Origin of the sequence: Flavobacterium sediminilitoris (assembly GCF_023008245.1) — a bacterium.
Classification (GTDB): domain Bacteria; phylum Bacteroidota; class Bacteroidia; order Flavobacteriales; family Flavobacteriaceae; genus Flavobacterium; species Flavobacterium sediminilitoris.
In genome coordinates this window covers 3,069,003-3,082,392 of record NZ_CP090145.1, presented here as the reverse complement: position 1 = coordinate 3,082,392, position 13,390 = coordinate 3,069,003, and the positions used below count along the sequence as shown (strand labels likewise).

The following is a 13,390-nucleotide window of genomic DNA, read 5'->3' as shown; positions in this document are numbered from 1 at the left end:
TGATTACACAAAAAAAAACATAAAATGAAAAAAATAATAACATTATTAGCATTTACATTTTCAATATTATCTTGTACAAATGCTCAACAAACAGAATTTAAGAAAGAAGCTTTAGAGAATGTAATGACTACTACAGACAATACGTCTATTACTTTTCAAGACATTCTAAATAAATATAAAGGAAAAACAATTGTAATTGATGTTTGGGCTTCATGGTGTTCAGATTGTATAAAAGGAATGCCAAAAGTAAAAACCTTACAAGAGCAATATCCTGATGCAATATATTTATTCATTTCAATGGATAAAAATTATGATGCATGGATAAAAGGAATTACAAAATATGATGTAAAAGGAGAGCATTATTTAACTTCTGATGGAATGAAGGGTGTTTTTGGAAAATCTATAAACTTAGATTGGATTCCTAGATATATGGTTGTTGATAAAGAAGGGAAAATAGCCTTATTCAAAGTTATTGAAGCAGATGATAACAAATTAATAGAAACCTTAAACAAACTAAAATAATGAGAAAGCATATTGTTGCAGGAAACTGGAAAATGCACAAAACGCATACTGAAACTTTAGCATTATTAGACGAGATCCTCTCTAAGAAACAAAATTCTGATACAGAAATTATTGTAGCACCTACATTTATTAATCTTAAAGCTGCAAATGATGAAGTAGTTGGAAAAGGAATTACAGTAGCCGCTCAAAACATGCATCAAGCTGAAGGTGGAGCGTTTACTGGTGAAATAGCTGCAAATATGCTAACTGATATTAACGTAAACACCGTTATCCTAGGACACAGTGAAAGACGTGCTTATTTCCATGAATCTGATGGATTACTTGCAAATAAAGTAGATACTGCTTTAAAACACAATATGAGAGTTATTTTTTGTTTTGGTGAAGAGTTAAAAGATCGTCAAAAAAACAATCACTTTAATATTGTAGAATATCAATTAAGAGATGCTTTATTTCACTTAGAGAAAAAAGACTGGAAAAATATTGTATTAGCTTATGAACCTGTTTGGGCTATTGGAACTGGAGAAACAGCTTCACCAGAACAAGCACAAGAAATGCATAAATTTATAAGAAGTATTATTGAAAAAGTGTACGGTTCTGATATTGCTAACGATGTAAGTATTTTATATGGTGGAAGTGTAAAACCAAGCAATGCAAAAGAAATTTTTTCAAAACCTGATGTAGATGGTGGATTAATTGGAGGTGCAGCATTACACGCTGATGATTTCTTAGCTATTGTTAATGCTTTTTAATAAACGTCAATACCTAATAAAAAACACATTTTATAACTCTATTTCTTTAGGATTATAAAATGTGTTTTCTTTTAACGCACTCTTATTTTCTTACATCATATTTTTCCGTAATACATTGCTTTCACTATTCCATCTGAAAGACCTATTTTAGGAACATAAATTTGCCTTGCTCCACTCCATTTCATTGCATTTAAATAAATACGAGTTGCAGGAATAATAACATCAGCCCGATCTGGATTAAGTCCTAATTCTGCAATACGCTGTTCGTATGTCATATTATTCAACTTTTGATATTGCGAACTTAAATACACATAAGACAATGGTTTATCTTGATGTTTTTCAGATAGTTTAAATAATTTATTTATATTTCCACCAGAACCTATCAAAGTAATTTCTTCATAAGGAGCGGTATTCGTTTTAATCCATTTTTCAATTTCTGTCCAAACAATATCGTTTACCATATTATTCAATAATCGAACAGTTCCATTTTTAAATGATTTAGATATAATCATTTTACCTTGCGAGAAAATAGAAAATTCAGTACTTCCACCACCTACATCAACATATAAGAACGTTTTATCTGAATTAATAAAATGCTTTAAATCTGAACCAGCAATTATTGAAGCTTCTTTTTTTCCATCAATAATATCAATTCTAATATCTGCCTTTTTCTTAATTAAATCTGATATTTCTTTTCCATTATAAGCTTCTCGCATTGCAGATGTTGCACAAGCTTTATACTTTTCAACTTTATGAACTTTCATCAAAAGACTAAATGCTTTCATCGCATCTAACATTCGTTGTATATTTTCATCTGAAATTTCTCCTACAGTAAAGGCATCTTGTCCTAAACGAATAGGCACACGAACTAGTGAACTCTTATTAAATTGTGTTGGTTTCCCTTTTTGTTCCACAATATTAGTAATCAAAAGTCTCATAGCATTTGATCCCACATCTATTGCAGCATATTTTTTTAATGTAATCATGTATATTCTTTTTAAGAAAAGTGTATAATTAAAGTTTGGAAGTAGTAACTTCTAGCATATTTCTGTAATAATTATACATTTCTAATTGAGCTCTATATGGTTTTTCATCCCCTCTTTTTCTATATTTATTTTTCAAATCTTCCGAATGTAATCGGGCTTTTACATTTGCTCTCCAGCCTATTTCGAAAGTTTCAATTAATTCTTCTTTAATATTTTTATCATAAATAGGACAAGTTACTTCCACTCTAGCATCAATATTTCTTGTCATAAAATCTGCAGAAGAAATATAAACTTCTGGATTTCCTTGATTACCAAAAATATAAAGTCTTGAATGTTCTAAATAATTATCTACAATACTTATAGCTTCAATATTTTCACTCATTCCTTTAACTCCAGGAATTAAACAACAAATTCCTCTAATAATTAATTTTATTTTTACTCCTGCATTACTAGCTTCATATAATTTATCAATCATTTTAAAATCTGAAAGACTGTTCATTTTCAGTTTAATAAAGGCTTTTTTTCCTAATTGAGCACTTACAATTTCTCTATCAATAAGCTTTACAAACTTAGAACGGGTATAATGAGGTGATACAAACAAATGCTTGTAACGATGAATTTTATAATTTATTTCAAAGAAATCAAATACTTTTGAAACATCCTTTAAAATAGACGTATTTGCAGTAAATAAGGTTATATCAGTATATATTCTGGCAGAATTTTCATTAAAATTTCCTGTTGAAATAAATCCATAACGTTTTACTTTCTTCTCTTCTACTCGTTCAATCACACAAATTTTACTGTGTACTTTTAATCCTTTCATACCAAAAATGAGATCAATACCTTCTGTTTGCATTTGCTCTGCATAAGATATATTGCTAGCTTCATCAAAACGGGCTTGCAATTCTATTTGAACGGTTACTTTTTTACCGTTTTTAGCTGCATTTATTAATGAGCTTACAATTTGAGAATTTTTAGCTAAACGATATAGTGTAATTTTTATTGAAACTACTTTTGGGTCTAAAGCTGCTTCACGCAAGAATTTAATAATATATGAAAAAGATTGATAAGGAGCATTTAATAAATAATCCTTTTGTTTTATTTTCTCTAAGATACTTCCTTCAAGATCTAATCCTGGAATAGATAATGGTAGATTTTGTTTATACAATAAATCATACCTTCCTAAATTAGGAAAACTCATATAATCTCTTCGATTATGATATCTTCCACCTGGAATAATACTATCCGAGCTATCAATTTCCATTCGATTTAGAAAAAAAGCTAATGTATCATCTTCAATGGCTTGGTCATAAACGAAACGAACAGGCTCTCCTACTCTACGTTCTTTAACACTATCAGATACTTTTTCTATAAAACTTTTGCTTAAATCACTATCGAATTCTAACTGTGCATCACGAGTAATTTTTATCATGTGAGCCGACATGCTCTTGTAATCAAAAATATTGAAAATATAATTAAGATTTAGCCTAATTACATCATCAAGTAAAATAATATATTGTTTTTCTGAATTTGAAGGTAATACAACGAAACGGTTAATAGTACTCGGTATTTCTACAACAGCATAACGGATTTTATCTTCTTCATTTACATTATTATTTAATGCTTCACTTGAAGTATTCATAACTAATTTTACTGCCAAATAACCCGATGTGTCCTTTAATAAAGGAAAACTATCCAAATTATTTAACATAATTGTTACAACTGCTGGACTGACTTTCTGAATAAAAAAATCACGTATAAAATTTCCTTGCTCTCTTGAAATTTGTTTTTCATTTAGAATATAAATATTCTCTTTCTCGAGTTTTTGTTCTATTTCACTTAGAATACGTAAACTTTCTGATTGATGTTCAATTACTATTTCTGTAATTTCTTTCAATAACTTATCAGCAGTAATTCCTCCTAAAATTTTTTCATCATCTATATTTTCAAACCTCATTCTACGAATTGCCGCATAACGAACTCTAAAAAATTCATCCAAATTGTTTGAAAATATACCTAAGAAACGTAATCTATCTAATAATGGAACTGATTCATCTGCTGCTTCTTGTAATACTCTAGCATTAAATGTCAACCAACTCTTCTCTCTATCAATGTATTTTGTTTGTGATATGTTGTTCATTTTTATAATGACTTGGAAAAAGCGTTTTAATTGTTTGTCCTTTTTCTAGACTTTTCCATTCATCAATATTAAATTGTAAAGAAACAACTCCAGATGTTGGGACATTATCTATTAAAAGGTTTCCAAATTTATTAACAAAATTTGTAATAGCTTCATTATGTCCGAAAAGAATTAGACTATCATACCTATTTTCACATTTTTTTATGATTTCTTCTAATCTATATTCATCAAAAGTATACAACTCTTCCTTAATCATAATATTATCAAACGGAAAATTTAAATTTTCTGAATAAATAATAGCAGATTCTTTAGCTCTTCTTGCTATACTACACCACACTATGAACGATTTTGGTAAAATAGCATTTATTTGAGATGAAATTAAATGTGCATCATTAACTCCTCTCTTTGATAATGGTCTATCAATATCTTTCAAGGGAGTTTCCCAACTAGATTTTGAGTGACGAATGAGAATCAAATTTTTCATAAGTTCATATTTTTAAGTGTTCCATTATAAAGTACGTGAAAAAAAATCAAAAAATCTAAGAATATATTATAAAAAAGAAGATAATTCATAGATTATTTTAAACCGTTTATCGAAAATAGTTATGTTTATATGCAATCTTTAAATTTAATTTCTAAATTAGTATATGATTTAGTGACGGGATACTCTTTTATGAGTTCAATTTTACTCTAACCAAGTAAATTATTTTTTACAATATGCTATTAATTGTTTAACCAAAAATTATTATTATTTTATTCCTGATTTTAAACAACTACTAATTTCTTTCAGATATTTTAATTTACTATATTAAAATTTTCTGTTTTTGATTTCTTATTCTATCAAAATAAGTAGAGTTTTTTGTTATAATATGCTATTAACCAAACAAGTGAAGTTTTTCTACACTCCCTCCATATTATATCAAACAATTGAATGTTAAGCCTTTATTGTTTTATAAATCAATAAAATGCTTTGTGTTGCAAGTTTATTTTACTTCTAAACTAGTAAAAATGAATTGTATATAATATTTACTAAATTAATTATATCAGGTAAAATCCTATTTCCGAACTTTATTTTACTCTAACCAGGTAAAAGATTTATGTTATACTGCCTATTAACTGTTTAACTTTCTTTTAAAATTAAATTTCAAAAATTACCTCTTAACTAGATGTCATTAGAAATTACGTAAAGTAATTCCTAATAAATGCCGGCTATTATTCTAAATACAATTTAGAATAAATTATTATTTATTTTTTTAATAAAAAAATGTAGAAGTTATGAGAGCAAAAATTACGCTATTAATACTTTATGCTTTTATTGGGATAAACTCAGTTTATTCTCAATTTACTGCTGATAAACCCGATTTAAGATTATGTGGTTCTCCTCCAAATTATTATACAGATTATTTTAACTGTACATCAAACAATTACACATTAAATAATGTTTTTTTAAGTCTAACTAACATAAACGGTGTACCTTTAGATAATACAACTTGTATTCCTGGAACAACACAAACTATGTATATTATGTTGAATTATACATCTAATTCAAATAGTGATATATATCATGCAAGAATATTTGCAGACCTTATTATAGATGGAATAACAACTCCTTTAAATGTTAATTTTGGTACTGTTGCTCCTGGTTCAGGTCAAAGATTATTATATGGCCCTTTTAATTGGACTTGTGGTCAAGAATTATTACTTGACAAAATATTAATAGTTTGGAAAACTAGTGGAAACGGAAACGAATTAGTACCTTATAATTGTAATTCATATACAAAATCACAATGTGAATTACCTGGCGGAACTAAAATTTCAGCTCCTTTAGCTGTTCAGTTTACATATACAGGATGTACTTCTGGAACATCTTCATCTATTAATTTTCAATCTACAACTAATGGTGGAACACCACCATATACTTACGAATGGGATTTTGATTCCAATGGTACAGTTGATTCAACAATTGAAAACCCTAGTCATACATATGATAATTCAATTCCTTATTCAGCTGAGCTAAAAGTTACAGATTCGAATGGATTAACGAATGTATACATTGTACCTATCAATTATCCATCTGAAATCATTATTAATGCAAATATTGAAGAGTTAGATTGTAATATAGGATCTACTGCTTCAATAGATTTATCCATTTCTGGAGGAAGTCCACCATATTCTTTTCTTTGGAATACTGGTGCAACTACTGAAGATTTAACCAATTTAGGAGTAGGAACTTATAGTGTAACTGTAACTGATGATCTTGGCTGTACTAAAAATTATAGTACTACAATATCTCCTATTGTCTGTTGCTCTTTCAATGTTATATGTCCAACTTTTTCAATGACAAGTTTACAATGTTATGATGAACTCCCTACACAAGTTAATTATACAATACAAGAATTTGAAGCATTAGGAAATGGTGATGGAGATATTGGAGATACACCTTGTGGTATTATTCAAATTACAGCTTCAAATAGTGCATATTTAGGATGTAATACAAATGTTACTAGAACATATAATATTACAGAATATGAAGATTCAAACAATAATGGAATTCGAGATTTAGGAGAAAATACAATTCTAAACACTACGAATTGTGAACAAATCATATTAATCAATGATACCACAAACCCTAACATCAGCACACAAGCTAATGATCTAAGCGTAGAATGTGATGGAAACGGAAACACTACCGATTTAAACAATTGGTTAACTAATAATGGTAGTGCTGTAGCTTCTGATGATTGTTCAAACGTAACTTGGTCAAATGATTTCAGTCAAATTTCTGATACTTGCGGACAAACAGGTGCTGTAACGGTAACTTTCACAGCAACTGACGATTGTGGAAACTTCTCAACCACAACAGCAACCTTTACCATTATCGATACCACAAACCCTAACATCAGCACACAAGCTAATGATCTAAGCGTAGAATGTGATGGAAACGGAAACACTACCGATTTAAACAATTGGTTAACTAATAATGGTAGTGCTGTAGCTTCTGATGATTGTTCAAACGTAACTTGGTCAAATGATTTCAGTCAAATTTCTGATACTTGCGGACAAACAGGTGCTGTAACGGTAACTTTCACAGCAACTGACGATTGTGGAAACTTCTCAACCACAACAGCAACCTTTACCATTATCGATACCACAAACCCTAACATCAGCACACAAGCTAATGATTTAAGCGTAGAATGTGATGGAAACGGAAACACTACCGATTTAAACAATTGGTTAACTAATAATGGTGGTGCTGTAGCTTCTGACGATTGTTCAAACGTAACTTGGTCAAATGATTTCAGTCAAATTTCTGATACTTGCGGACAAACAGGTGCTGTAACGGTAACTTTCACAGCAACTGACGATTGTGGAAACTTCTCAACCACAACAGCAACCTTTACCATTATCGATACTACAAACCCTAACATCAGCACACAAGCTAATGATCTAAGCGTAGAATGTGATGGAAACGGAAACACTACCGATTTAAACAATTGGTTAACTAATAATGGTGGTGCTGTAGCTTCTGATGATTGTTCAAACGTAACTTGGTCAAATGATTTCAGTCAAATTTCTGATACTTGCGGACAAACAGGTGCTGTAACGGTAACTTTCACAGCAACTGACGATTGTGGAAACTTCTCAACCACAACAGTAACCTTTACCATTATCGATACTACAAACCCTAACATCAGCACACAAGCTAATGATTTAAGCGTAGAATGTGATGGAAACGGAAACACTACCGATTTAAACAATTGGTTAACTAATAATGGTGGTGCTGTAGCTTCTGATGATTGTTCAAATGTAACTTGGTCAAATGATTTCAGTCAAATTTCTGATACTTGCGGACAAACAGGTGCTGTAACGGTAACTTTCACAGCAACTGACGATTGTGGAAACTTCTCAACCACAACAGCAACCTTTACCATTATCGATACTACAAACCCTAACATCAGCACACAAGCTAATGATCTAAGCGTAGAATGTGATGGAAACGGAAACACTACCGATTTAAACAATTGGTTAACTAATAATGGTGGTGCTGTAGCTTCTGATGATTGTTCAAACGTAACTTGGTCAAATGATTTCAGTCAAATTTCTGATACTTGCGGACAAACAGGTGCTGTAACGGTAACTTTCACAGCAACTGACGATTGTGGAAACTTCTCAACCACAACAGTAACCTTTACCATTATCGATACTACAAACCCTAACATCAGCACACAAGCTAATGATTTAAGCGTAGAATGTGATGGAAACGGAAACACTACCGATTTAAACAATTGGTTAACTAATAATGGTGGTGCTGTAGCTTCTGATGATTGTTCAAATGTAACTTGGTCAAATGATTTCAGTCAAATTTCTGATACTTGCGGACAAACAGGTGCTGTAACGGTAACTTTCACAGCAACTGACGATTGTGGAAACTTCTCAACCACAACAGCAACCTTTACCATTATCGATACTACAAATCCGAACATCAGCACACAAGCTAATGATTTAAGCGTAGAATGTGATGGAAACGGAAACACTACCGATTTAAACAATTGGTTAACTAATAATGGTGGTGCTGTAGCTTCTGATGATTGTTCAAATGTAACTTGGTCAAATGATTTCAGTCAAATTTCTGATACTTGCGGACAAACAGGTGCTGTAACGGTAACTTTCACAGCAACTGACGATTGTGGAAACTTCTCAACCACAACAGCAACCTTTACCATTATCGATACTACAAATCCGAACATCAGCACACAAGCTAATGATTTAAGCGTAGAATGTGATGGAAACGGAAACACTACCGATTTAAACAATTGGTTAACTAATAATGGTGGTGCTGTAGCTTCTGATGATTGTTCAAACGTAACTTGGTCAAATGATTTCAGTCAAATTTCTGATACTTGCGGACAAACAGGTGCTGTAACGGTAACTTTCACAGCAACTGACGATTGTGGAAACTTCTCAACCACAACAGCAACCTTTACCATTATCGATACTACAAACCCTAACATCAGCACACAAGCTAATGATCTAAGCGTAGAATGTGATGGAAACGGAAACACTACCGATTTAAACAATTGGTTAACTAATAATGGTGGTGCTGTAGCTTCTGATGATTGTTCAAACGTAACTTGGTCAAATGATTTTAGTCAAATTTCTGATACTTGCGGACAAACAGGTGCTGTAACGGTAACTTTCACAGCAACTGACGATTGTGGAAACTTCTCAACCACAACAGCAACCTTTACCATTATCGATACTACAAACCCTAACATCAGCACACAAGCTAATGATCTAAGCGTAGAATGTGATGGAAACGGAAACACTACCGATTTAAACAATTGGTTAACTAATAATGGTGGTGCTGTAGCTTCTGATGATTGTTCAAACGTAACTTGGTCAAATGATTTCAGTCAAATTTCTGATACTTGCGGACAAACAGGTGCTGTAACGGTAACTTTCACAGCAACTGACGATTGTGGAAACTTCTCAACCACAACAGCAACCTTTACCATTATCGATACTACAAACCCTAACATCAGCACACAAGCTAATGATCTAAGCGTAGAATGTGATGGAAACGGAAACACTACCGATTTAAACAATTGGTTAACTAATAATGGTGGTGCTGTAGCTTCTGATGATTGTTCAAACGTAACTTGGTCAAATGATTTCAGTCAAATTTCTGATACTTGCGGACAAACAGGTGCTGTAACGGTAACTTTCACAGCAACTGACGATTGTGGAAACTTCTCAACCACAACAGCAACCTTTACCATTATCGATACTACAAACCCTAACATCAGCACACAAGCTAATGATCTAAGCGTAGAATGTGATGGAAACGGAAACACTACCGATTTAAACAATTGGTTAACTAATAATGGTGGTGCTGTAGCTTCTGATGATTGTTCAAACGTAACTTGGTCAAATGATTTTAGTCAAATTTCTGATACTTGCGGACAAACAGGTGCTGTAACGGTAACTTTCACAGCAACTGACGATTGTGGAAACTTCTCAACCACAACAGCAACCTTTACCATTATCGATACTACAAATCCGAACATCAGCACACAAGCTAATGATTTAAGCGTAGAATGTGATGGAAACGGAAACACTACCGATTTAAACAATTGGTTAACTAATAATGGTGGTGCTGTAGCTTCTGATGATTGTTCAAACGTAACTTGGTCAAATGATTTCAGTCAAATTTCTGATACTTGCGGACAAACAGGTGCTGTAACGGTAACTTTCACAGCAACTGACGATTGTGGAAACTTCTCAACCACAACAGCAACCTTTACCATTATCGATACTACAAACCCTAACATCAGCACACAAGCTAATGATCTAAGCGTAGAATGTGATGGAAACGGAAACACTACCGATTTAAACAATTGGTTAACTAATAATGGTGGTGCTGTAGCTTCTGATGATTGTTCAAACGTAACTTGGTCAAATGATTTTAGTCAAATTTCTGATACTTGCGGACAAACAGGTGCTGTAACGGTAACTTTCACAGCAACTGACGATTGTGGAAACTTCTCAACCACAACAGCAACCTTTACCATTATCGATACTACAAACCCTAACATCAGCACACAAGCTAATGATCTAAGCGTAGAATGTGATGGAAACGGAAACACTACCGATTTAAACAATTGGTTAACTAATAATGGTGGTGCTGTAGCTTCTGATGATTGTTCAAACGTAACTTGGTCAAATGATTTCAGTCAAATTTCTGATACTTGCGGACAAACAGGTGCTGTAACGGTAACTTTCACAGCAACTGACGATTGTGGAAACTTCTCAACCACAACAGCAACCTTTACCATTATCGATACTACAAACCCTAACATCAGCACACAAGCTAATGATCTAAGCGTAGAATGTGATGGAAACGGAAACACTACCGATTTAAACAATTGGTTAACTAATAATGGTGGTGCTGTAGCTTCTGATGATTGTTCAAACGTAACTTGGTCAAATGATTTCAGTCAAATTTCTGATACTTGCGGACAAACAGGTGCTGTAACGGTAACTTTCACAGCAACTGACGATTGTGGAAACTTCTCAACCACAACAGCAACCTTTACCATTATCGATACTACAAACCCTAACATCAGCACACAAGCTAATGATCTAAGCGTAGAATGTGATGGAAACGGAAACACTACCGATTTAAACAATTGGTTAACTAATAATGGTGGTGCTGTAGCTTCTGATGATTGTTCAAACGTAACTTGGTCAAATGATTTTAGTCAAATTTCTGATACTTGCGGACAAACAGGTGCTGTAACGGTAACTTTCACAGCAACTGACGATTGTGGAAACTTCTCAACCACAACAGCAACCTTTACCATTATCGATACTACAAACCCTAACATCAGCACACAAGCTAATGATCTAAGCGTAGAATGTGATGGAAACGGAAACACTACCGATTTAAACAATTGGTTAACTAATAATGGTGGTGCTGTAGCTTCTGATGATTGTTCAAACGTAACTTGGTCAAATGATTTCAGTCAAATTTCTGATACTTGCGGACAAACAGGTGCTGTAACGGTAACTTTCACAGCAACTGACGATTGTGGAAACTTCTCAACCACAACAGCAACCTTTACCATTATCGATACTACAAACCCTAACATCAGCACACAAGCTAATGATCTAAGCGTAGAATGTGATGGAAACGGAAACACTACCGATTTAAACAATTGGTTAACTAATAATGGTGGTGCTGTAGCTTCTGATGATTGTTCAAACGTAACTTGGTCAAATGATTTCAGTCAAATTTCTGATACTTGCGGACAAACAGGTGCTGTAACGGTAACTTTCACAGCAACTGACGATTGTGGAAACTTCTCAACCACAACAGCAACCTTTACCATTATCGATACTACAAATCCTGTATTTACATCTGATTTACCAGAAAATATTTCTGCTTCATGTGATAATATTCCGGAGCCAGAAAAAGTAACAGCTTCAGATAATTGTTCAACAAATGTCACAATTTTAGTTAATGATGAAGTTGTTTCTGACGGTGAGAATTGTGCTGGTAATTATACTATCATTAGAACATGGACAATTACTGATGATTGTGGAAATAATGATTCGTATAGTCAAACTATTTCAGTTTATGACACAACACCTCCATCATTAATTACTCCTTATGATACTGAACTAAATGTAACGTGTGATGAAGTACCTAGTGCTCCTCAATTAGAATTTGAAGATAATTGTTCAGGTATTTATCAAGTGACTTATAATGAAAACACAACAACAATTTCCATCTATGAATATATCATCACAAGAAATTGGAGTGTAAGTGATAATTGTGGTAATGCATCTGATTTCTCACAAACAATTAATGTTAGTGTTTCGGAACCATTTGATGCTATTCCTTTTTCAATTTGTCAAAATGATGAGCCTATCGATTTATTTAGTATATTAGATAGTTCAATTCCTACAAATGGAGAATGGATTGATGTGAATAATACTGGTGGATTAACAGGAAGTATTTATAATCCAAATAATATTCCTATTGGTTATTACACTTTACAATATATAGTTACTTTAAATGAAAGCAGTTGCCCTATGAAATTTGAAATTTATTTAAATGTAAACGATGATTGTATTGTTTTACCAGCTTGTTCAATTGAAATATACAATGCCGTATCACCAAATGATGATGGATATAATGATTTCTTCTTCATTGACGGAATAGAATGTTATCCTGATAATTCTATAGAAATATACAATAGATGGGGAATATTAGTTTATGATACAACTGGATATGATAATAGTTTCAAATCTTTTAAAGGATATTCTGAGGGAAGATCTACTGTAAATAAAAATGAATTATTACCTGATGGAACTTACTACTATATATTAAAATATAGAGATATAATGAATACAATGCACGATAAATCTGGATACTTATATCTAAGTAAATAATCTAGAGAAGAATTTAATTAACTAAAAAGAATTAA

6 protein-coding genes are annotated in these 13,390 nt (G+C 32.3%); 3 read left to right on the top strand and 3 right to left on the bottom strand.

The features are described 5' to 3' along the window. Positions 1-24 precede the first annotated feature (24 nt). Both LXD69_RS14105 and tpiA read left to right on the top strand, forming a co-directional pair. The gene (locus tag LXD69_RS14105; RefSeq protein ID WP_246915873.1) at positions 25-522 is read left to right on the top strand and encodes a TlpA family protein disulfide reductase; all 498 of its coding nucleotides are present in this window, start codon (positions 25-27) and stop codon (positions 520-522) included. Next, positions 522-1,271, top strand: a complete 750-nt coding sequence (gene tpiA / locus LXD69_RS14100) for a triose-phosphate isomerase (protein WP_246915872.1) — start codon at positions 522-524, stop codon at positions 1,269-1,271. Before LXD69_RS14105 ends, tpiA begins: the two co-directional genes overlap by 1 nt. 95 nt (positions 1,272-1,366) lie before the next feature. Here tpiA and LXD69_RS14095 read toward each other — a convergent pair whose 3' ends face one another. From LXD69_RS14095 to LXD69_RS14085, 3 genes are read right to left on the bottom strand one after another with little or no spacing between them, the layout of a single operon-like run. After that, positions 1,367-2,257, bottom strand: coding sequence for a Ppx/GppA phosphatase family protein (locus tag LXD69_RS14095; protein WP_045967406.1), 891 nt, complete (start codon positions 2,255-2,257; stop codon positions 1,367-1,369). A 28-nt stretch (positions 2,258-2,285) separates the two neighbouring features. Continuing rightward, positions 2,286-4,397 carry a polyphosphate kinase 1 gene (ppk1, locus tag LXD69_RS14090; RefSeq protein WP_246915871.1) on the bottom strand — a complete coding sequence of 704 codons (2,112 nt, stop codon included), beginning with the start codon at positions 4,395-4,397 and terminating at the stop codon, positions 2,286-2,288. Continuing rightward, positions 4,366-4,881, bottom strand: a complete 516-nt coding sequence (locus LXD69_RS14085) for a SixA phosphatase family protein (RefSeq protein WP_045967407.1) — start codon at positions 4,879-4,881, stop codon at positions 4,366-4,368. The genes ppk1 and LXD69_RS14085 overlap by 32 nt, the downstream gene beginning before the upstream one ends. A gap of 791 nt (positions 4,882-5,672) precedes the next feature. Between LXD69_RS14085 and LXD69_RS14080 the strand changes: the two genes are divergently transcribed. Then, positions 5,673-13,355, top strand: coding sequence for a T9SS type B sorting domain-containing protein (locus LXD69_RS14080; RefSeq protein WP_246915870.1), 7,683 nt, complete (start codon positions 5,673-5,675; stop codon positions 13,353-13,355). Positions 13,356-13,390: the final 35 nt, after the last annotated feature.